Source organism: Neobacillus sp. DHD-1R (assembly GCF_057747995.1).
The window spans coordinates 3,172,582-3,192,958 of the sequence record NZ_CM173232.1 but is presented as its reverse complement, the minus strand read 5'-3'; the positions used below and the strand labels follow the sequence as shown (position 1 = coordinate 3,192,958).

23 protein-coding genes are annotated in these 20,377 nt (G+C 37.1%); 17 read left to right on the top strand and 6 right to left on the bottom strand.

Translation table 11 applies throughout. From position 1 onward, the window contains the following. Positions 1-15 precede the first annotated feature (15 nt). Positions 16-1,608 carry a long-chain-fatty-acid--CoA ligase gene (locus AC3ANL_RS15450; RefSeq protein ID WP_488325325.1) on the top strand — a complete coding sequence of 531 codons (1,593 nt, stop codon included), beginning with the start codon at positions 16-18 and terminating at the stop codon, positions 1,606-1,608. 80 nt (positions 1,609-1,688) lie between these two features. Here AC3ANL_RS15450 and AC3ANL_RS15445 read toward each other — a convergent pair whose 3' ends face one another. Beyond that, a complete protein-coding gene (locus AC3ANL_RS15445; protein WP_488325324.1) occupies positions 1,689-2,666 on the bottom strand; it encodes a ring-cleaving dioxygenase in 978 nt (325 codons plus the stop codon). A gap of 436 nt (positions 2,667-3,102) precedes the next feature. Between AC3ANL_RS15445 and AC3ANL_RS15440 the strand changes: the two genes are divergently transcribed. The 6 genes from AC3ANL_RS15440 to AC3ANL_RS15415 all read left to right on the top strand — a co-directional run bounded on the left by AC3ANL_RS15440 (position 3,103) and on the right by AC3ANL_RS15415 (position 7,901). Then, on the top strand, positions 3,103-4,296 hold the full coding sequence (locus AC3ANL_RS15440; RefSeq protein ID WP_488329738.1) for a glucose-1-phosphate adenylyltransferase: 1,194 nt from the start codon (positions 3,103-3,105) through the stop codon (positions 4,294-4,296). Positions 4,297-4,447: 151 nt separating this feature from the next. Then, on the top strand, positions 4,448-5,236 hold the full coding sequence (locus tag AC3ANL_RS15435; RefSeq protein ID WP_488325323.1) for an HAD family hydrolase: 789 nt from the start codon (positions 4,448-4,450) through the stop codon (positions 5,234-5,236). Between the two features lie 242 nt (positions 5,237-5,478). After that, positions 5,479-6,357, top strand: coding sequence for a LysR family transcriptional regulator (locus AC3ANL_RS15430; protein ID WP_488325322.1), 879 nt, complete (start codon positions 5,479-5,481; stop codon positions 6,355-6,357). A 153-nt stretch (positions 6,358-6,510) separates the two neighbouring features. After that, a complete protein-coding gene (locus tag AC3ANL_RS15425; protein ID WP_488325321.1) occupies positions 6,511-6,879 on the top strand; it encodes a CidA/LrgA family protein in 369 nt (122 codons plus the stop codon). Further along, a complete protein-coding gene (locus AC3ANL_RS15420; protein WP_488329737.1) occupies positions 6,879-7,577 on the top strand; it encodes an LrgB family protein in 699 nt (232 codons plus the stop codon). Before AC3ANL_RS15425 ends, AC3ANL_RS15420 begins: the two co-directional genes overlap by 1 nt. A 156-nt stretch (positions 7,578-7,733) precedes the next feature. Further along, on the top strand, positions 7,734-7,901 hold the full coding sequence (locus tag AC3ANL_RS15415; RefSeq protein WP_488325320.1) for a hypothetical protein: 168 nt from the start codon (positions 7,734-7,736) through the stop codon (positions 7,899-7,901). A gap of 213 nt (positions 7,902-8,114) precedes the next feature. Here the strand turns inward: AC3ANL_RS15415 and AC3ANL_RS15410 are convergent, their stop codons facing one another. Continuing rightward, complete coding sequence (locus AC3ANL_RS15410) at positions 8,115-8,564, bottom strand: S1 domain-containing RNA-binding protein (RefSeq protein WP_488325319.1); 450 nt, start codon at positions 8,562-8,564, stop codon at positions 8,115-8,117. Between the two features lie 322 nt (positions 8,565-8,886). Here AC3ANL_RS15410 and AC3ANL_RS15405 point away from each other — a divergent pair, with 322 nt between their 5' ends. The 3 genes from AC3ANL_RS15405 to AC3ANL_RS15395 all read left to right on the top strand — a co-directional run bounded on the left by AC3ANL_RS15405 (position 8,887) and on the right by AC3ANL_RS15395 (position 10,435). Beyond that, on the top strand, positions 8,887-9,021 hold the full coding sequence (locus AC3ANL_RS15405; RefSeq protein ID WP_488325318.1) for a hypothetical protein: 135 nt from the start codon (positions 8,887-8,889) through the stop codon (positions 9,019-9,021). Positions 9,022-9,077: 56 nt separating this feature from the next. Then, entirely contained in the window at positions 9,078-9,221 is a 144-nt protein-coding gene (locus tag AC3ANL_RS15400) for a hypothetical protein (RefSeq protein ID WP_488325317.1), read from the top strand. A 212-nt stretch (positions 9,222-9,433) separates the two neighbouring features. Beyond that, positions 9,434-10,435: an LLM class flavin-dependent oxidoreductase gene (locus tag AC3ANL_RS15395; protein WP_488325316.1), complete on the top strand. Its 1,002-nt coding sequence runs from the start codon at positions 9,434-9,436 to the stop codon at positions 10,433-10,435. 119 nt (positions 10,436-10,554) lie between these two features. Here AC3ANL_RS15395 and AC3ANL_RS15390 read toward each other — a convergent pair whose 3' ends face one another. Together AC3ANL_RS15390 and serC are read right to left on the bottom strand one after the other, a co-directional pair. Beyond that, on the bottom strand, positions 10,555-10,737 hold the full coding sequence (locus AC3ANL_RS15390) for a hypothetical protein (RefSeq protein ID WP_488325315.1): 183 nt from the start codon (positions 10,735-10,737) through the stop codon (positions 10,555-10,557). A gap of 233 nt (positions 10,738-10,970) precedes the next feature. After that, the gene (serC, locus tag AC3ANL_RS15385; RefSeq protein ID WP_488325314.1) at positions 10,971-12,068 is read right to left on the bottom strand and encodes a 3-phosphoserine/phosphohydroxythreonine transaminase; all 1,098 of its coding nucleotides are present in this window, start codon (positions 12,066-12,068) and stop codon (positions 10,971-10,973) included. A gap of 259 nt (positions 12,069-12,327) precedes the next feature. Here serC and AC3ANL_RS15380 point away from each other — a divergent pair, with 259 nt between their 5' ends. The 7 genes from AC3ANL_RS15380 (at position 12,328) to AC3ANL_RS15350 (ending at position 18,745) form a co-directional block, all read left to right on the top strand. Further along, entirely contained in the window at positions 12,328-13,428 is a 1,101-nt protein-coding gene (locus tag AC3ANL_RS15380; protein WP_488325313.1) for an iron-containing alcohol dehydrogenase family protein, read from the top strand. Positions 13,429-13,448: 20 nt separating this feature from the next. After that, positions 13,449-14,438 (top strand): ABC transporter substrate-binding protein, encoded by a 990-nt coding sequence (locus AC3ANL_RS15375; RefSeq protein ID WP_488325312.1) that lies wholly within the window; start codon positions 13,449-13,451, stop codon positions 14,436-14,438. A gap of 151 nt (positions 14,439-14,589) precedes the next feature. Next, positions 14,590-15,387 carry an ABC transporter permease gene (locus AC3ANL_RS15370; protein WP_488325311.1) on the top strand — a complete coding sequence of 266 codons (798 nt, stop codon included), beginning with the start codon at positions 14,590-14,592 and terminating at the stop codon, positions 15,385-15,387. Continuing rightward, a complete protein-coding gene (locus AC3ANL_RS15365) occupies positions 15,363-16,226 on the top strand; it encodes an ABC transporter ATP-binding protein (protein WP_488325310.1) in 864 nt (287 codons plus the stop codon). Before AC3ANL_RS15370 ends, AC3ANL_RS15365 begins: the two co-directional genes overlap by 25 nt. 169 nt (positions 16,227-16,395) lie before the next feature. After that, positions 16,396-17,598: an aminotransferase-like domain-containing protein gene (locus tag AC3ANL_RS15360; protein ID WP_488325309.1), complete on the top strand. Its 1,203-nt coding sequence runs from the start codon at positions 16,396-16,398 to the stop codon at positions 17,596-17,598. A gap of 177 nt (positions 17,599-17,775) precedes the next feature. Then, positions 17,776-18,369, top strand: a complete 594-nt coding sequence (locus tag AC3ANL_RS15355; protein WP_488325308.1) for a class I SAM-dependent methyltransferase — start codon at positions 17,776-17,778, stop codon at positions 18,367-18,369. A 148-nt stretch (positions 18,370-18,517) separates the two neighbouring features. After that, positions 18,518-18,745 carry a hypothetical protein gene (locus AC3ANL_RS15350; RefSeq protein ID WP_488325307.1) on the top strand — a complete coding sequence of 76 codons (228 nt, stop codon included), beginning with the start codon at positions 18,518-18,520 and terminating at the stop codon, positions 18,743-18,745. A gap of 40 nt (positions 18,746-18,785) precedes the next feature. On the opposite strand, the gene AC3ANL_RS15345 is transcribed toward AC3ANL_RS15350, so the two are convergent. After that, positions 18,786-19,541: a YoaK family protein gene (locus AC3ANL_RS15345; RefSeq protein WP_488325306.1), complete on the bottom strand. Its 756-nt coding sequence runs from the start codon at positions 19,539-19,541 to the stop codon at positions 18,786-18,788. A gap of 197 nt (positions 19,542-19,738) precedes the next feature. Then, the gene (locus AC3ANL_RS15340) at positions 19,739-20,056 is read right to left on the bottom strand and encodes a hypothetical protein (protein ID WP_488325305.1); all 318 of its coding nucleotides are present in this window, start codon (positions 20,054-20,056) and stop codon (positions 19,739-19,741) included. Between the last annotated feature and the right edge of the window lie 321 nt (positions 20,057-20,377).

Here is a 20,377-nt window from a genome sequence, read left to right as displayed (position 1 = left end):
TAGGAGTTGATTCGAATGTTTTCTCCACTAACACCCCTTGACTGGAAACGGAGAGCGGTGAAGTATTATTCACAAAAAACTGCTGTAATTGATGGTGAGAAGGAATTTACATATCAAGAGTTTGGACAACGTATTGACCAACTATCTGCTGCTTTACACCATGCAGGAATAGGAGAAGGTGATCATGTCGCAGTAATGCTGCCAAATACGCATTATATGTTGGAGTGCTTTTATGGAATATGTCAACTTGGTGCTGTCATGGTGCCGTTGAATTACCGATTATCTGCAGGTGACTTAGAATTCATTATCAAGCATAGTGATGCAAAAATGTTAATTGTGGATGAGGAATTTACCACACCGATTGAAGAAATCGAGGACCATCTTGATTTGGAACAAATCATTATCGTGTCAGTACCTGGTCAGGAAACCGTCTTAACAGGGGTGGATTATGAGGATTTCCTTTTGCATGCACCAAAAGATAGGCATTTACCAAAAGTGAACATAGATGAGAATCAGCTCCTTACATTAAATTATACTAGTGGAACAACATCAAATCCAAAAGGTGTCATGTTGACCCATCGGGGAAATTACTTAAATGCAGCCAATTTTTTATATCATTTGAATGTAAAACATGATGATGTCTATCTGCATACCCTGCCGATGTTCCATGCAAATGGGTGGGGGGGTGTTTGGGCAATAACAGCTGCTGGAGGTACGCATGTGTGTTTGCGAAAGGTTGATCCACCGCTAATCCTTGAGTTGTTTGAAAGTAAACAGATTTCATTACTTTGTGGAGCACCCACAGTAGTGAATATGCTGGTGAATGATCCAAAAGCAAAGGAAATAGACATCAAAACACATCCGCGTATGGCGACTGCCGGTGCTCCTCCCGCAGCTGCTCTGATCCAAAAAGCACAAGAAATTCTTGGATTAAATATGATTCATGTTTATGGTTTGACAGAAACTTCACCATTCATTCTGTACTGTGAATGGAAAAAGGAATTTGATGAGAAATCTTCAGATGAGCAAGCAGCTATTAAAGCTAGACAAGGGATTGAACTCGCTTTTAATGGGGAAACAAAGGTAGTTCACCAAGACGGTGCAGAAGTGGCTTGGAATGGGAGAGAATTGGGCGAAATCGTGACGCACGGCAATGTTGTGATGGCGGGATATTATAAGGATCCACAAACAACGGCGGCTGCCATTCGAGATGGCTGGTTCCACACTGGTGATTTGGCCGTCACACATCCGGATGGCTTTATTGAAATTCAGGATCGTGCAAAGGATTTAATTATTTCTGGGGGAGAAAATATTTCTTCAACTGAAGTAGAAGGTGTGTTGTATAAGCATGCAGCTGTTTTAGAAACCGCAGTTATTGCTATTCCAAATGAAAAATGGGGTGAGGTACCGAAGGCGATTATTGTGCTGCAACCGGGGGCAAAGGTGACGGAAGAGGAGATTATTTATTTCTGCCGAGAAAATATGGCACATTTTAAAGCCCCAAAAGCGGTGGAGTTCGTTGAAGCATTGCCTAAAACAGCTACTGGGAAACTGCAAAAATATCGTTTGCGAGAAATGTATTGGAGTGGACCGAAGAAAGTAAATTAAAAGTTGGTAAATAAAAAGGCAATAATTTTTAAAAAAATCATTGCCTTTTTTAGATATTTAAAGTTGAAGCGTCGTTGCGACTATTCTTTTATGAATTCTTTCGTGCTTCTAACCGTATCAATAGGACGTACATATTGTTCAATTTGTTCACGTTTTGGTTCTAAAAATGGGGGTAATGATAATTTTTCCCCAAGGGTTTCATATGGTTCATCACCCATAAATCCTGGTCCATCTGTAGCAAATTCAAATAAAATTTGCGGAGCAACGCCAACATAAAGAGAACCGAAAAAGAAGCGATCCACAAAACCAGATGTTTGGAAACCGAAACCTTCCATCCGGCTAATCCATTCTTCCAATACAGACCGATCTTCTACACGGAATGCAGCATGGTGTACTGTCCCAAAACCTTGTTGTGCGGGTGGTAGGATCGCATTATATTCAACAACTACCTGCGCACCATTACCTCCTTCCCCTACTTCAAACAAATGAAAGGATCCTTCGTGGCCAATTTCCTTAAACATGAGGACTTTTTCCATCAATGCTTTAAAATAATCAATGTTTGAAACACGAACAAAGATCGGGCCTAACCCAGTGATGGCATATTCTAATGGAATAGGTCCTTTCTGCCACGGTGTGCCTGCAACAACTCCATAATTGTTTTCATCGGAAATCAATTGATATTGTTGGTCATCAAAATCAACAAATGACAGGGTCTTTTTACCAAACTGCACTTTAATGCCTGTATGTTTTATTTTTAATCGGTTAAACCGGTTAACCCAATATTCTATTGCAGCATCATTTGGAACTCGAAAAGAAGTTTTCGAAATCTCGTTTGTTCCATGAACTCCTTTTGGAATGCCATGAAAGTCAAAAAACGTCATATCGGTACCTGGACTACCACTATCGTCAGCAAAAAATAAGTGGTATGTTTGAATATCATCTTGATTGACTGTCTTCTTAACTAACCGCATCCCTAATACATAAGTAAAAAACTCGTAATTTTTCTCGGCACTACTCGTAATAGCTGTTACATGATGGATTCCCTTTAATGAAGTCATTAGTAATTCTCCTCAAATTATTTATTTCAGTCTATTTCTATTATTCCTTATCTAGACTGATACACTCTTTAGAGATTGTGATGGATAGATGATTTAATATAAAAAAACATTTAATTACAATATCTTTAATTCGAGATAAATATAACATGTATAAAAATGATTGTCAAATAGTCATGAACCTGCCTTACACAAAGATTTTAATCGTTAAAGTGTAGGTTTTTTTATTAAAATAAGCAGCAGTTTAATATCCGACAATATCAGTCAATTCTACTGTGTAGTTAATTTTTCTGTCGATGAAAAGGCAGGACATATTCACAAAGCTGTAACAGGTAAACCGAAAAAATGGAAAAAATCGGTGATAATAAGAGTATAAGAGTTCTATTCAAAATAGGTTTGAACGAACAGGTTGAAAAAAATTTTTAAGAGGAGGAAGATGATGAAAAAGGAAAAATGGATTGCTTTGTTGCTGGCTGGCGGGAAGGGAACAAGATTAAACCTGCTTACTAAAACATTGGTTAAGCCGGCTGTGCCATTCGGAGGAAAATACCGGATTATTGATTTCGCATTAAGTAATTGTAAAAATTCGGGAATTGAAACGGTGGGTATTTTAACGCAATATAGGCCATATATGTTGCATGCGCATTTGGGCCTTTGCAGTTACTGGAACGATTACAATCGTTATGGTGGACTAACCATTCTTCCGCCCTATCAGCGGAGTGATTCGGGAATAGAATGGTATGAAGGAACCTCTCATGCTGTATTTCAAAACATTGAATTTGTTGACCAATATAACCCTGAGTATGTCCTTATTCTATCGGCCGACCAAATTTATAAAATGGATTATTCATTGATGCTTGAACAGCATATTGAAACAAAGGCGGATTGTACGATTGCAGTCGTAGAGGTTCCATGGGAAGATGCGAGTCGTTTTGGTCTCATTAAAATTGATCGAACATCATTTAAAATAATTGATTTTGAAGAAAAACCTAAATCCCCGACCTCTAACCTTGCTTCAATGGGTATCTATATTTTTAAATGGCAAATTCTTAAAGAATACTTGATTAAAGAAGAACAAAATGAACTTACTAATAGGGATTTTGGTAAGGATATTATTCCTTCAATGATGAGAGATCAATTACAGCTTTATGCGCATTATTTTGATAAGTATTGGAAGGATGTTGGCACTGTCCATAGTTATTGGGAAGCAAATCTAGATCTATTATACAGTGAGAAAAATATTTTTCTACAAGATCCAGATTGGCAGATTCATACCGCAGAACAGCATGAACCGCCATTATATTTTGATGAAAAGGCAAAGATGCATCAAAGTATTGTGAGCGAAGGTTGTGAAATTTACGGTACTATTGAAAATTCAGTTGTATTTAGTGGAGTCAAAGTAGGGAGGGGAGCTAGGCTGAAAAATGCAGTCATTCTTCCCCAGACAATTGTGGAAGAAAACGTATGGATAGAGAATGCAGTCGTGGGGAGCCATTCGTGGATCAAGAGTGGTGTCATTATTGTTTCAAAAAATCCAAGCAAGCATTTAATGGTGGTTGGTAATAATGAAACAGTTGATCCAGCTTTTCATGATTATTCAGTAAAAAATAATGTAATATCAGTCCTGTCGTAGTTCAAATGAAAGCGAGTTGAAGACATAAAAAGTGTGTGAAATCTGCCGTTCATACACTTTTTATATTATTCCCATAATTCATAAAATAATTTGTTTTCAAGAATTAAAATGGTAAACTATAAAAAATACATAATAATAGGGGATGCTCAATATGATAAAAGCTATTTTTTTTGATTTAGACGATACACTGCTTTGGGATCAAAAGAGTGTAAAGGAAGCTTTTGCAGCTACGTGTAGAGTAGCGGAAGAACGGTATGGAATCAATGCTGATAGACTTGAAGATGCAGTCCGCGAAGCGGCTAGAAATATTTACTCTACCTATGAATTTTATCCCTTTACACAAATGATTGGGATTAATCCATTTGAGGGGTTATGGGGTAATTTTACAGATGAAACTCATGGTGACTTTAAAAAAATGAAAGAAACCGTTCCAAACTATCGAAAGAATGCATGGACATCAGGATTAAGAAATATGGGCGTAGATGACCCGGATTTTGGGTATGAATTGGCGGAACGATTTCCCCAGGAACGTAGAAAGTTACCATTTGTATATGAAGAAACCTTTAAAATACTTGATAAGTTAAAAGGTTCTTATCAACTCCTTCTGTTGACAAATGGCTCTCCAGAACTACAAAAAACAAAATTAGAGATTACACCGGAATTGGTTCCGTATTTTGATCATATTGTAATCTCAGGTGATTTTGGAAAGGGAAAGCCAGATCCTTCTATTTTTGAACATTCATTATCCCTAAATTCACTACAGAAAGATGAAGTGATTATGGTTGGGGATAATCTGATGACAGACATTCTTGGAGCAAATCGTGCCGGAATAAAAACGGTTTGGATTAACCGCCATAACAAAGAGAGAAATGAAGTCATTCCCACCTATGAAATTAAACATTTGGAAGAACTTAATAATATTTTACTTGAGCTCAAATAAATACGAAGTCATTATGAAGCCCTTATCAAAACAATAAATTGACAAGGGCTTTTTGATTCCTTTTAGGCAAACATATATACATTTTGACATTCATTAGTTGATTATAATTATATTATGTAAACTAATAATACCTTAATAATTAAAATTAAAAAAATATCCCCACTTGATTACTAGAGGAAATGGAAGGATTTATACGATATAATCTTTTGTATTCTGTACTCCATTAAATTGAGGTGTTTGGATTGGAATTAAGACAATTAAAATTATTTATGGAAGTCGCTAAACATAAAAGTATAACAAAAGCAGCTGAGAACATGCATCTATCCCAGCCAGCTTTAAGCAAATCGATTAGGGCTCTAGAGGAAGAATTAGGTATGATCTTGATTATTAGGACCAATAAAACAAGCGACTTAACAGATGCAGGGAAGGTTGTCTTGGATTATGCACAAAAGATGAATGTCGTGCTGGATGAAATGAAAACGACCTTAAATGACATAACCAATTTGACAATGGGCCAGATCAACATAGGACTTCCCCCTTTTATCGGCAGTTTATTTTTTCCAAGGGTAATGGCTAAATTTCATCACGCTTATCCTAATATTGAGCTGAATATAACAGAATATGGCGGTGCGAGAGTCGTCAAAAGTGTGGAGGAAGGGGAATTCGAACTTGGAGTTGCAGTTATGCCTCTTGATGAGCAACAATTTAACATTTACCCGATCGTGAAAGAGGAAATGAAGCTGTTGGTCCATAAGAATCATCGATTAGCCTCACAACAAGTCGTGGATGTCGTGGAATTAAAGGATGAAGAGTTTATTTTTTACCATGAAGAATTTGCTTTGAACCAAATCATGAAAAACCATTTTATCGCAGCAGGTTTTGAACCTAAAATCTTATTTAAGAGCTCACAATGGGATCTCATGGCGGAAATGGTCGCTGCAAATTTAGGGGTCACGATTCTACCACATTCCATCTGTAATCGGGTTTTTAACACTGATATTAAGGTTATCAATTTGAAGCAAGATATCTTGTGGCGACTGGCCGTTCTAACAAAGAAAGACCGCTATATTTCCAATGCCGGGAGAACTTTTATTGATTTCATTCTAAAAGATCCATTATAACTTTTAGTTATGAAAATCATTCTGAATATGTATTTTACGAATAACAAAAATGAGCGTAGGATTACTCTATAGTTAATCTTAAAACGAGGATGTCCTGAAATTAAGGGTTAGAAAACCTTTTGAGACATCCTCATTTAGAGAGGGTCCTTTACGATGAAATTTGGAGTAATCATTTTACAAGTAATATTTTTACATGTGTTTTTATTTTTAGGAGCTGGTTTAAAGGAGATCTTACCACTTCCTATTCCCGCTTCAATGTTCGGATTGTTCCTTTTATTTCTAGCTCTTTGCTTAAAAATTATCAAGCTGGAGTGGGTGGAAAAAGGGGCAAATTGGCTGTTAGCGGAATTGTTGCTTTTTTTCATACCTTCAGCAGTTGGTATTGTAAATTATGATGAAATACTTAGCATACAGGGAGCCGAAATTGTCGTGTTGATTGGACTCAGTACCATTATTGTCATGGGCATGACGGCCTTAATAGCGGATAAAATAATGAGTTTGAAGAGGAGTGAGCAGCATTGATGATGATTCTATTTACAATCGTAACATTTTTCATGTACCGTTTTTCAAAAATGGCCTATGCAAAATGGAGTAATCCACTGCTTCATCCATTGTTGCTTGCACCCATACTATTAATTTTACTCATCTCAGGAACAAATGTTTCTGCTGATCAATATCTAATCGACACCAAATGGCTGACACACCTACTTGGACCAGCGACAGTTGCCTTTGCTATACCAATCTATAAGAACCTTGGGATGATAAAAAAATACTTAGGTACCATTATCATTAGTATTACCTCTGGTACGCTTGTGGCGATTTTTTCAACCTTTGGTTTATCGAAAATCCTGCACTTAAAATATGACTACATTATTTCTATCCTGCCTAGATCGATTACCACTCCAATAGCAATTGAGGTATCGAAAGAAATCGGCGGTCTGCCCACGTTAACAACAGTTTTTGTCATTATTACAGGAGTGGTAGGAGGCATAGTGGGCCCATCAGTGATGAAATGGTTATCTATTAAAACTCCAATTGCCAAAGGTCTTGCTCTTGGAATGGGGGCTCACGGTGTAGGGACAAACAAAGCACTGGAATATGGAAAACAGGAAGCCACTTTTTCATCACTAGCGATGATTTTTGCTGCGTTAATTACATTAATCTGGGGTACGGTTTTAATTCCATCCTTAATGAATTTGAATATCCATCATATCTTTTAGAAAAAATGATTATTATTTATGTAATCATTTTTTCTTTTTTTATAGTGAGGGTACCATAGCTCCCAGGATAATGAATGATAAAGGAATAATAGCCAGATAAATGAGATACAGTTATAATGAATTTACTGATTACTTTTTAAATCAGGAGGGGAACCGATGCTTAGAAATGTAATTGTGGTGAGGGATAATGAAGACAGTGTTAAACAGGCATTGAGGGAGATTTTAAGATCCAAACATAAGGGTCATGAAGTTGCCTTAGATTTAACTAGGATAGAAGATAAAAACCGAAAAAAAGAGATTATGAAACTTTTAACAAGGTATTAACAGAGAGGAGCAATGGCTGCTTCTTTTTTTCATTTTGTGATATGAGAGAAATCAAAAAAATAAAAAGAAGAACGAGTCGCTTTTTTGCCACTTATTCTCCTAATACGTCTTTTATATTACGGATAATGGTGTCAGACACCAATTTTTTAGGCAAGCCCGTTAGACGAGCTTGCCCTTTTATCTATATAGATTTAGTCAATTACGCGAATGGGATTACCCGCGTCTTCCGCCTCGGCCGCCACGTTTGGTTTCTGTGCTCCGTTTGAGGCTAGATAAGTTCTCTTCGCTTGACTTTAAGAACTTAGCCATTTTATCTTCAAAACTTTCCTTTGGTTTGAAATTACCTTTTGAACGGAAGTCTTTAGAACGGCTATCAGTTCTTCCCTGCCTTGGTGGGCGTTGTGAATAGGAAGAAGTTTGTCCTTCAGGTTTATCGATTGCTTTTTTGATGGATAAGGCAGTTTTTCCGTCTTTCTCACTAATTACTTTAACTTCAATTACATCACCTATTTTTAGATGATCATTAACATCTTTTACATAGCTATCCGCTACCTCACTAATATGCACAAGACCTGTTGTGCCGCCGGGTAATTCAACGAATGCTCCAAAATTAGTGATACCTGTTACTTTACCTTGTACTTTACTGCCTACTTCAACTGACATAAAAATATAGTTCCCCCTCAATAATGTTAAAGACACTTTATTATAACAAATAATTGCTGAAAATAATATCTAGACAATTTCACCTGTTTTTACCATTCATATGGCTTACTTATCTAATAGTAAAAAAATATAAATTCGGTTATCCTTCCTTCATCCTTTAAATTATTCCTCATTTTTAAAAATGCTCCTAATTTCCGAATTTTAAACATTGGACTGCACAATTTTCCTCAGACTGCTACTCTTCTTTATTATAGGTACGAATTAGAAAAGAATGAACACTTAGATTCAGTCCATACTAAATAACAAAAAGGAGGCATGTTGGATGGAGCAAAAGTACAATACAGCCAAGGATACCAGTATGGAATTGAAGAAAGCGTTGAGTAAAAGTCCTGCCCCTAATAACCCAAATATGAGTGAAGCAGAGTATAAAATGAAATTTCAAGGGAAGAAAAGCTAGCTGAAATGGTAAAGTCAAGGCTGCTAGATCTAACATATTTGGAGGTGAAAAAACAAATGCCAGAAAAAAATCCAATCGAGTACACAGGAAAAGTTCTAGATCAAAGAAACAATCTTACTGGTCCTGAATCAGGTAAGGCCATCTATCCGGAGCGACCTCAACACGTTCCGATTCAGGAGTCGAATAAAAAAGTTAATTGAAAAAATTTATATACTTAATATGGTGAAGGACTGTCAAACCGGCAGTCTTTTCTATTGTTTTTCTTTTATTTCATAAACCTTTGTGTGGCCACATGTTTAATTCATTTGTGCCATGATATAGAAGAAAGAGACTTGTTGAGCATTAAAATTTGTTTCTTATATACACATTGTTACTATAATAGTATATCTAATTAATGAAAGGAAAATGATAAATGGCAACTATTCATATACCTGTTTCTGTCTTAAATCTAGCCCCCATTCGTGAGGGCCAGGGTCCAAAACAAGCTATTGATTCAATGGTAGAGCTTGCGCAAGCAGTTGAAAAAATGGGCTATCAAAGATATTGGATCGCTGAGCATCATAATACGTCCACACTTGTCAGTTCTGCGACGTCCATTTTAATTAACCATACATTAGAACACACCAATCACATTCGGGTTGGGTCTGGCGGTATCATGCTGCCAAACCATTCTCCGCTTGTGGTGGCCGAACAATTTGGAACCATGGCAACAATTTACCCAGACCGTGTTGACTTAGGTCTTGGTCGCGCTCCGGGAACCGATATGATGACTGCCAGTGCCTTAAGACGCTCGAAAAATGATTCTGTTTATACTTTTCCAAATGATGTACAGTCCTTGCTTACTTATTTTGGACCTCTAGAGCAGCAAAGTTATGTAAAAGCTTATCCTGGTGTGGACACGAAAATTCCGATTTATATTCTCGGTTCATCAACAGATTCTGCTTATTTAGCCGCACAGTTGGGTCTGCCGTATGTATTTGCCGCCCACTTTGCACCAAGATATATGGAAGAAGCAATTTCGATATATCGAAGCCGCTTTCAGCCCTCGGAATACTTGGATAAACCTTATATGATAGTGTGTTTAAATGTCATTGCAGCGGAAACCGACGAGGAAGCGAAATGGTTGTCTACAACGATGGAGCAATTTTTCCTCAATGTGGTTCGTGGCTCACAAAATAAGTTACAGCCACCTGTAGAAAACCTAGATGAGATTTGGAGGTCAGGGGAAAAAGAAATGGCTGGTTCCATGTCGAGAGTAACATTTTTAGGAAGCAAAGAAACAATTCGTGAACAATTGACGAGTTATCAAGAAAAATATAACGTAAATGAAATAATGGCTGTGTCCTATATATATGACCCTGAAAAACAAAAACGTTCGTATGAAATTTTGAAAGAAGTAGTTGATGGGGAATAATTGGTCTCAAGACGTATAATTTCGAAGTATAAGAACAAGATTAAACCATTTCCACCGCACATAAAAACAAGACGAACCTTGAGCCGTCTTGTTTTTTTATGTGCACTCATGCAATTGTTTTATTGACCGGATTCACTAGAAGTATCGTCAGTTTGGGAACCATCGTCAGTTTGGGAACCATCATCAGTTTGTTCAGTTTTAGTATCTTCATTTTCCGACGTAGTATTTGAGCATGCAGTTGCTGCTCCAAGTAACATTAATGCTGACATCAAAGCAAAAAACCATTTTTTATAAGATTTCATTTTTACTCCTCCTTGATTGCTTGCATTTTTTATTACAGTCTTATCATACAAGCATTCATGGAAAAAAAGAGCCGTTTTTCCATTTCTTAACACTAATTAACCGTATCTTCAATTCTATGTAATATTTCTAATGATTTATTAACTGATTCTTTATGCAATTTACAAGAGGGAAATTTAAAAAAAACATTCTAAAAGTCAAAAAAATCACCCTCTAGGTTGAGGGCGATTTGTTACTAACTATTTTTTGTTTGGAACTTAATCATAAACTCACTGAATGCCTTGCATGCTTCTAATGGAACAGCATTGTAGGCTGAGACGCGGCATCCGCCGATGGAGCGATGACCGTTTACTCCAACAAAGCCTTCTTGTTTTGCTTCCTCTAAAAATCTCTTTTCTAATTCATCTGTTTTTAGGTTGAAAGTAATGTTCATTAGTGAGCGACTGTCTGTTTCAGCATGGCCTTTGTAGAAACCATTACTAGTGTCAATGGCATCATACACTAGTTTAGCTTTAGTTTCATTTAGTTCAGAAATAGCAGTTAGTCCACCTAAATCACGCACCCAGTTTAGAACCTCTCCGAGCATGTAAATGCCAAAGGTTGGCGGTGTGTTATACAATGAATTATTCTTCGCATGTGTGCTGTACTTTAACATGGTAGGAATTGCTGAATTTGCTTGTTCAAGAAATTCTTTACGGATAATCACTACGGTCACACCTGAAGGACCGAGGTTTTTCTGGGCACCCGCATATATAAGGGAAAATTTATTAACATCAATTGGTTTTGAAAGAATATCGCTTGACATGTCTGCGATTAGTGGCACTTCACCCGTGTCGGGAAAGTCCACCCATTGTGTACCATAGATCGTATTGTTGCTGGTTAGATGTAAAAAAGCGTCTGTTGCATTGTACTGTAATTGATCAACCTTTGGAATGCTGCAATAATTACCTTCTTTTGTAGATGCAGCATGGTAAACATCACCAAACAGTTTTGCTTCTGAGAATGCCTTTTCAGACCAAGAACCTGTCATTACATAACCGGCTTTTTTGTCTGGTTGTAAAAAGTTCATTGGAATCATCGAAAATTGAAGGCTTGCTCCACCTTGCAAAAAGAGAACTTCATATGTATCAGGTATAGAAAGAAGCTCCTTTAAGCTGCTAATCGCCTGATTATGGACGTCTTCATAGGCACGGCTTCTGTGGCTAAGTTCCATAACGGACATTCCTGTTCCTCGAAAATCAATCAATTCCTGCTGAGCTTTCTCTAAAACTGAAATAGGTAACGCGGAAGGACCTGCATTGAAATTATAGGTGCGCTGAACTTGTAGTTTCATTTTTATCACTCCAATTTTTATTTACTTGAATATATCATATTTTTATAAAATTGCGATAATAATTTTCACGATAATTTAATATTCAGTCACAAAAGTTGGAAAATATATTAAAAAAGTAAAATAGTGAAAAATAATTAAGACAAATCTAATTAATATAAGGTTTTAGAAAATTTTAATAATATATTGACACAAAAATGACAAACGCTTATATTAATAGAATAATATTTATAATTATGCAAAAAAAAGAGGAGAATTGTGTATGAATGTTACTGTCGGCCCAGGACAATATCTTAGAAATGCAGGTTTATTATCCGATGCTGGATTATACATAAAAAAATTCGGAAAGACGGCAGTCCTGGTTGGAGGAAAAACAAGTGTTGGAATTGTCGAAGGTCCTTTACGAGAGAGTTTAGCAGAGCAGGAGATGACACTGAAAGAATCTCTTTGGTTTGGAGGAGAATCATCTCAATCGAATATTGATCGACTTGTAGATCAATTAAAATTAGAAACCTTTGATGTTCTTATTGCAGCGGGCGGAGGCAAGGCAATCGATACTGTGAAAGCATTAGCCTATCGTCTTAATAAACCTCTCGTGGCTGTTCCTACCATCGCTGCAACTTGTGCAGCGGCCACACCCATTTGTATTCTTTACAGTGATGAAGGTGAATTTATTGCGATTGGCCGCGATTCAAAGGCACCTGACTTAGTTTTGGTGGATTCTAATGTGATTTTGAATGCACCAGTTCGTTTTTTGATTGCTGGTATAGGTGATACATTGGCTAAATGGTTTGAAACAAAATGTTCCATTAAAAATGCAGTGCCCAATGCCATAAACCAGACAGCGATTGCAATTGCTGGCCAGTTATATCAAACATTGCTAAAGATGGGGGACCAAGCGGTTACTTCTATACAAGAGCGTACATTGACAAAAGAATTTGAGAATATAGTCGATGCGATTATTTTAGTAAGTGGTAGTGTGAGCGGATACGGTGGTGATGATTGCCGGACAGCTGCAGCCCATGCAATCTACTCAGGTTTAACAATTTTCCCAGAAATTCATCACACTTATCATGGTGAAATTGTCGCCTTTGGTATTTTAGCCCAACTCTGTATGGAAGGTGTAGAAGAACAGGAAGTAACAACCTTAATCTCCTATTATCAAGAAGTTGGTTTACCGTTTACATTAGGGCAGATGGGAATTAAAGGCCTAACTGGTGATCAATGGGAAAAACTAGGTGACATTACGGTTACCATTGAGGATATGGCCAATATGCCATTTGAGGTAACACCAGATATGGTCGTCAACGCAGTTCAGCAGGCAGATGAAATCGGAAGGAAAATGTTAGTAGGTTCGAAGTAAATATAAAGGGGGAAATATTTATGAAAAAATGGTTAGTTATGTTGTGTTCGATTTTATTAATAGTGGCGTTAGGTGCATGTGGAAAAGAGGAAGCATCTACTAATGGAAATGGTAAAAAGTCGTCCGAGCCTTTAAGGGTTACATTGCCTACATGGACAGGATATGGGCCGTTATTTTTAGCAAAAGAAAAAGGATTCTTTAAAAAAAATGGAATCGATGTAGACCTGTCAATAGTGGAGGGGCTTGCAGAACGGAAGCAAGCGTTAGCGAGTGGGAAAATCGACGGGATGGCAACAGCATTGGATGTACAAGTAACGCTGGCTGCCTCTAAAATACCGGTGCAGGTTGTTTGGATATTGGATGATTCAAATGGGGGCGACGGAATTCTTGTCAAAAATGACATTAATGATGTGAAGGATTTAAAAGGCAAAAAAGTGGCCTTTGAAGTAGGTTCTACTAGCCATATGCTGGCATTAACCGCGTTGAAGCAAGGCGGCTTAACTGAAAAAGATGTGGAAGTAGTTCAAATGTCTGCCGGAGACGCTGGAGCAGCGTTTGCAGCAGGGAAAGTCGATGCTGCTGTGACGTGGGAACCATGGTTATCTAAAGGTTCACAAGCAAACGGTAAAATATTATTGAGCACAAAAGATTTACCAGGAATTATTGTTGATACCATTAGCTTTAAAGAAGATGTTATTAAAAATCGCCCTGAAGATGTAAAAGCCTTTGTAAAGGCAATGGGTGAAGCGATGGACTATTGGAAAGAAAATAAAGAAGAAGCCGACCAGATTATGGCAAAGGGTTTAAAAATTGATACAAAAGAATTTGTTGCAACCGAAGAAGGCCTTAAGTTTTTCACAAAAGAGGAAAACAAAGACTTATTTGGAACAGAAAGCAGCAAAGGATCCATTTATGAATCAACTGAAAATGCGGTTAAGTTCTACAAAGAGCAGAAAATCATTGATAACGAACCAAAAGTCAAAGATATTATTAACCCAACTTTTCAATAGAGAATTCTTACGAATGGTGTTGAAATTCAAATCGTTTCGTTTTAGTATCGTTAGTCCTTGATAGTAGAGTTTGAGCGCCTAATATATGAGACAGTTTCCATCTCTCATGTATTAGGCCTTTTTAAGAGATTGAAAGAATTGGGTGAATTTGATGCTAGCAAAATTGTTAACTCCTAATAAGGAGATATCAAAAAAACTTTATCGTACTGCTGGGTTGGTAACTTTTCTAATATTTTTAGCTATATGGGCTGTCCTGACTTACGGCGGAATTGTTAATCCGCTTTTTTTACCGACTCCGACTGCGGTGTTGGCAACCGGTGTTGATTTATTCGTCAATGGAGAGCTTCTTTCAAATATTGGCATTAGCTTTACAAGGGTGCTGGTAGGATTTATTATCGCCGCCCTCATTGGCATTCCATTAGGAATATTAATGGGTTCGTTAAAAATCATGGAAGGGGCGTTTGAGCCGATCATTGGATTCATTCGCTATATGCCTGCTTCTGCATTTATTCCCTTATTAATATTATGGATCGGACTAGGCGAGCCAGAGAAAATGGGTGTCATTTTCTTGGGGACATTTTTTCAGTTAACATTAATGATTATGGATGTAACGAAGAATGTTCAAAATGACTTAATTGAAGTTTCTTATACATTAGGTGCAAAAAAAGTTCAGTTGTTTACAAAAGTAATTTTGCCTGCTGCTTTGCCGGGAATTGTCGATACGCTTAGAATTACATTTGGCTGGGCATGGACATATTTAGTAGTGGCTGAAATTGTTGGTGCTTCAAGTGGATTGGGGTATATGATCATGCAGGCATCCCGCTTTTTACAACCCGATAAAATTATCGTCGGCATTCTAATTATTGGGTTACTTGGTCTTTTGACAGATATGGTCTTTAAAGCCATTTATCGAGCTTCATTTTCATGGATGAGAAAGGATGGTTTGTAAAGATGGTCACACCGGTAGTAAAAGAAGTGGAAACGAATAAAAAAGAAACTATTTCTCTGGTTAGAACACCAAAGTTAGAAATTAGTGAGGTCGGTAAAATCTTCAAAACAAAAAGCGGGGAAACAACTGCATTGGAAAAAACCTCGTTTACAGTAAGCGAAGGGGAGTTTGTTACCATATTAGGACCTTCTGGATGCGGTAAATCCACTGTTTTACGGATTGTGGCCGGATTGGAGGAAGCCACATCTGGACAGGTATTGATTGATGGTCAGAAAATAGAGGGACCAGGTCCTGATCGTGGGATGGTTTTTCAATCGTACACATTATATCCATGGTTAACAGTAAAAGAAAATATAACCTTTGGCTTAAAATTAAAAGGGATTTCACAAAAAGAACGTGACGATGTGGCCCGTTATTATCTTCAATTGATTGGTTTGGAAGGATTTGAAAAACATTATCCGATTCAATTATCAGGCGGCATGAAACAACGGGTGGCGATTGCGCGGGCTTTGGCAAATGACCCTAAGATTCTATTAATGGATGAACCTTTTGGTGCATTGGATGCTCAAACAAGAAATATTATGCAAGAAGTGCTGCTAAAAGCATGGGATGAGTCAAAGAAGACCATTTTATTTATTACCCATGATGTAGAAGAATCCATTTTCTTAGCAGACTCAGTCTATGTGATGACCTCAAGGCCTGGACGCTTAAAGAAAAAGGTACCGATTGCATTGGAGCGGCCAAGAGATTTCAGTGTAAAAGGGTCTGTCGAATTTGCGAAATATAAGGAAGAATTATTGTCGCTCATCAGGGAAGAAAGTTTAAAAGCGATTAACTAAGGTTTTTACAATGATAGTAGATTAATTCTACAAAATGATTTAGTGATTCAACAAAATGCAGAGCGAATTCTACAAAATAATATAGGTATTCTACGAAAATTGGATATTTTTACAAAATTATTCATCGAAATATTATTGATGAAGATAGATGGAAAGGTGTTTGGTTAATGTGAAGGTTGAATCTTTTTTTCCTGACAACATAAAAGCGGCACTTAAGAATGATCCGCCGGGTGAATGGATGCCTGATCTTCCCGAAAAGTGTATCCGCTTGAGTTCAGGTTATCCCGCTCCTTCCCTTGTTCCTAGTGAACAAATAAAGGCTGCTGTTGCTCGTCTAATTGATGAGGAACAAGATTTACCATTGCATTACCTTGGAAGCCCGCGAATCATAAAATTAAAACAGCAAATTCAAAACCGATTATCGAAACGGGGTATAAAAGTTCAGGAAGAAGAACTTTTGATCACGTCAGGAGCATGCCAAGCCATTGATTTAATTGCCCGCGTATTGCTTGATGAAAAAGCTGTTGTTGCCGTTGAATCTCCTACATATATGGAGGCTCTGGAAATTTTTAAGAATTATACCAATCAGATTTTTAGTGTACCGGTGGATGATTCCGGACTCCAAACTGATGTATTGGCAGCGATACTGAAAGAAAGGAAACGGACAGGCCTTACACTTCCGCGATTTTTATATACCATTCCTACCTTTCAAAATCCAACGGGGACAACTTTAACACTTGAACGCAGAAGGCATCTATTGAAATTATCCGCGGAGTTTGATTTTCTCATTTTAGAGGACGATGCATACGGAGAATTATCATTTGGTGAAAGTCCACAAGCATTAAAAGCTCTCGATATGGATGGCAGAGTTTTTCATGTTGGTTCATTGTCCAAGATTGTCGCTCCTGGGATGCGGGTTGGATGGATAGCGGGTGCCCGCTCATTCATTTCTGCTTTTGCATGGTTCAAAAAAGATTTAGACCAACCTTTTGCTCAGGCCACAATGGCTGCCTTTTTAGAAAACGTTGATCTTGAGAAACGGCTCAGCTCATTAACAAAAGTATACGGAAGTAAGTGTGATGTGATGATCCGCACTTTGGAGGAGTGCTTTCCCAAATCTGTAACCTGGTATGTACCAGAAGGGGGTTACTTTGTCTGGGTGAAAATCCCGGGGATAGATACTTCAGACCTGCTAGAGCAAGCATTAGCTGATGGCGTTTCCTTTATCCCAGGGCATTTCTTTTTCTTGAATCAAGAGGAAGGAACCGAGTTTCTTCGGCTCTCGTTTAGTTACGCGGAAGAAGATGAAATGATTAAAGGGGTCCAAAGGCTTGGCCAACTTGTAACGTCCTACCTTAAAAATCGTTCTTAATGAGCATGAGACTGAATAATACTCTTTTGGTACCATCCTTGTTTTTTAATTTGTTGAGAACCTGTTTAGAAATTTTTCTATACAGGTTTTTTTATTAGTACATATTCATCATATTGAATAAAAAAGTAAAATGGACTATATTAAGATCATTTCATCATTGGTTTGGAGTTGGACAGTATGAGTAGATGGTTTGCTAAAGGATATGATTTTTTTATGAGTCCTCTAGAAAAAAAGAAGTTTAAAAGGATTCGAAAGGAACTTTTGTCGAAGGCAACTGGTCAGATTCTGGAAATAGGGGCTGGAACAGGCATTAATTTTCCTCTATATAAGGAGGTTGAAAAAGTAGTTGCGATTGAACCAAGTCCATTCATGATTGAACGGTCTCAACTTAAAAATCAACAATCTTCTGTACCTATTGAGTTGGTACAGGCAAATGCCGAAGATCTTCCTTTCTCAGAGAATACCTTTGATACAGTGGTTGCAACTCTCGTTTTTTGCACCATTCCCAACCCAGAAAAGGCATTCGACGAAATGATTCGCGTTTGCAAACCAAATGGGAAAATTCTCTTATTTGAACATGTCAAAATGGAAAATCGTTTTCTCGCTGCTTTACAGGAATGGTTGACTCCAACATGGAAAAAAATCTGTGACGGATGCTGCTTGAATAGGGATACACTCGGTCTATTTAAGGAACATAATCTCGTAATTAATGAGTTGAAAAATTATTATAAGGGTTTATTTCTTTTTGTGGAGGCCGTAAATAAAAAATAAATAAAACATGCGAAATTTTTTAATCCTAATCATTTAAGTCATTTTGGGATGGTTAATTTTCTTTAATTTTGCCTTTAATGAAAATGAATAAACAAAGGTAATAAGCTAACGCTATCATTATCTAGGATTTTTAAAAGGAGACATCACTGTGAAGTCGTATGAAATTACAAGCATGATTATTGATGATGATTTTGCCGTTGAAGAATACGTAACAGCGGATTTTACTCACAATCAGAAAAATTTTAGGGTTACTTTTAAAAAAGCAGACCTTGAAATTATTAATACATGGGCGTTCGAAGATGGTACCTCAATCCCCACAAAATTATCAGATGCAATAATTGAGTCGATAAGAGATGATGTGAAAAAAAGAATCTAGTGCGTGCCGCTAGATTCTTTTTTGAGTTTATATGGTGAAATTACCCTTTATCCAGCAATGTTTTTGGGCTTGAGTTTAAGACAAGTAAGGCACATAAGAGAATGCCAGAAGCAATCCAAATGGCTTTAGTTCCCCAATGAATCGTCGACCACGTCCCCATCAATGCCCCTATTAAGAATGAAACAATGACTACAGTAAAATCCAAAAATTGAAGAATACCATTCCGGTCGTGTAAGATAAGAGCATTATAGGCAGCTTGTGCTGCTGTCCGCAGATTGCCTGTTACCATTGCTGAATTATATGGCCATTTAACTAAAGTACGAAAGGATGAAATTTGAACCGATGCTACAAAGGCAATCGTTATGGTCACAATCATATTTGGTACTTGGACGGGCCAAGTACCGACAATAATCAGAACAATACTCTCCAAAAGTAGAACGGTGTGGGCTGGAAAGGGGAAAGTCCTAGTAATTTGGGGATGTTTCAAACCCTCTGCAACGGCAACACCCATCACAAATGCCAAGATAGGTGGAATATGCCGTAACCCCTGTTCCCAATTCCCTTGTGCTGCTTCTACTCCTAACAAAACAAGATTCCCTGTTTGAGAAGTGGCAAAAACACCGTCTCTGCTTAAAAAGGTATAAGCATCCAAGAACCCGCCTACTAATGCCAGTAAAATACCTAATCCTACTGATTCCGCTGTGATTTTATGAAACTTTTCCTTGCTTTTATGTAAATAATTACCTAAATCTGATCCTCTAATTTTCTGATAAATTATATCAGGTATTTTTTCCATAAAATATCTCCCGAAAATCTTGTCATAAATTTCCTGTTAGTTAACTTATTCATTAAAGTTTAGGTTCCCCTTTGAGATGATAAATTTGCATGTTTTGCAAACTTTTTGGTGGTAAAAATACTGTGTTTAAGGATGACAATAAAAAAAGTTGTTAGATTTGTTAATTTTAATCTAACAACCTTTCCCCTTTAATTAACTTAGATAAACATTGTTCCGGCAACCATAAAACTGATGAGTGAACCAAGGATTAAACCAACAGCTGCAAAAAACATTAAAATGATGCCGTGTACCTTACTCCTATCATGATAAGTGAAAAAACCCATCAGCAATGCTCCGGCACCGAAAAATAAGGGGAGAAAAAGCACTGATATGGCGAAGAAAATCCAACCCAATACAGGAAAAATAATAGCTTGTTTTTTGTTTAAAACATGGCCCTCATGTTTTGTAGTAAAACCACCGCAATGTTGACAAACATTCGTGCTCGCAGCTTCAAAAGATCCGCTTTCAGAATACATTTAATCAACTCCATTTTCATTTTTTTTTTTAAAAGCATCAGTAAAAATTTGTACGAGAATTTTCTAAGGAACATTTGAACTAAAAGTACAGATACGATAGATTATTCTAAATTTACAGAAAATTATAAATTTCACTCATATACTAACATAATATTTAAAAAATTCAAGTAAAGAACATAACTATTTTTGGGTTTATTTGCTAAATTTTTGTAAAGTTACCAAAAATTAATTTACTTCTTAATAGAGAACATGTATAATTCATTTTGGTTTAGGTGATTCCTTTGTCCTAGTTATTCCATCCGATGTACTTTTCTTCTTTCA

Coding starts and splice junctions, on each gene's coding strand:
- AC3ANL_RS15450 (WP_488325325.1), top strand. CDS start 16: ATGTTTTCTCCACTAACACCCCTTGACTGGAAACGGAGAGCGGTGAAG.
- AC3ANL_RS15445 (WP_488325324.1), bottom strand. CDS start 2,666: ATGACTTCATTAAAGGGAATCCATCATGTAACAGCTATTACGAGTAGT.
- AC3ANL_RS15440 (WP_488329738.1), top strand. CDS start 3,103: ATGAAAAAGGAAAAATGGATTGCTTTGTTGCTGGCTGGCGGGAAGGGA.
- AC3ANL_RS15435 (WP_488325323.1), top strand. CDS start 4,448: ATGATAAAAGCTATTTTTTTTGATTTAGACGATACACTGCTTTGGGAT.
- AC3ANL_RS15425 (WP_488325321.1), top strand. CDS start 6,511: ATGAAATTTGGAGTAATCATTTTACAAGTAATATTTTTACATGTGTTT.
- AC3ANL_RS15420 (WP_488329737.1), top strand. CDS start 6,879: ATGATGATTCTATTTACAATCGTAACATTTTTCATGTACCGTTTTTCA.
- AC3ANL_RS15415 (WP_488325320.1), top strand. CDS start 7,734: ATGCTTAGAAATGTAATTGTGGTGAGGGATAATGAAGACAGTGTTAAA.
- AC3ANL_RS15410 (WP_488325319.1), bottom strand. CDS start 8,564: ATGTCAGTTGAAGTAGGCAGTAAAGTACAAGGTAAAGTAACAGGTATC.
- AC3ANL_RS15405 (WP_488325318.1), top strand. CDS start 8,887: ATGGAGCAAAAGTACAATACAGCCAAGGATACCAGTATGGAATTGAAG.
- AC3ANL_RS15400 (WP_488325317.1), top strand. CDS start 9,078: ATGCCAGAAAAAAATCCAATCGAGTACACAGGAAAAGTTCTAGATCAA.
- AC3ANL_RS15395 (WP_488325316.1), top strand. CDS start 9,434: ATGGCAACTATTCATATACCTGTTTCTGTCTTAAATCTAGCCCCCATT.
- AC3ANL_RS15390 (WP_488325315.1), bottom strand. CDS start 10,737: ATGAAATCTTATAAAAAATGGTTTTTTGCTTTGATGTCAGCATTAATG.
- serC (WP_488325314.1), bottom strand. CDS start 12,068: ATGAAACTACAAGTTCAGCGCACCTATAATTTCAATGCAGGTCCTTCC.
- AC3ANL_RS15380 (WP_488325313.1), top strand. CDS start 12,328: ATGAATGTTACTGTCGGCCCAGGACAATATCTTAGAAATGCAGGTTTA.
- AC3ANL_RS15375 (WP_488325312.1), top strand. CDS start 13,449: ATGAAAAAATGGTTAGTTATGTTGTGTTCGATTTTATTAATAGTGGCG.
- AC3ANL_RS15370 (WP_488325311.1), top strand. CDS start 14,590: ATGCTAGCAAAATTGTTAACTCCTAATAAGGAGATATCAAAAAAACTT.
- AC3ANL_RS15365 (WP_488325310.1), top strand. CDS start 15,363: ATGGATGAGAAAGGATGGTTTGTAAAGATGGTCACACCGGTAGTAAAA.
- AC3ANL_RS15355 (WP_488325308.1), top strand. CDS start 17,776: ATGAGTAGATGGTTTGCTAAAGGATATGATTTTTTTATGAGTCCTCTA.
- AC3ANL_RS15345 (WP_488325306.1), bottom strand. CDS start 19,541: ATGGAAAAAATACCTGATATAATTTATCAGAAAATTAGAGGATCAGAT.
- AC3ANL_RS15340 (WP_488325305.1), bottom strand. CDS start 20,056: ATGTATTCTGAAAGCGGATCTTTTGAAGCTGCGAGCACGAATGTTTGT.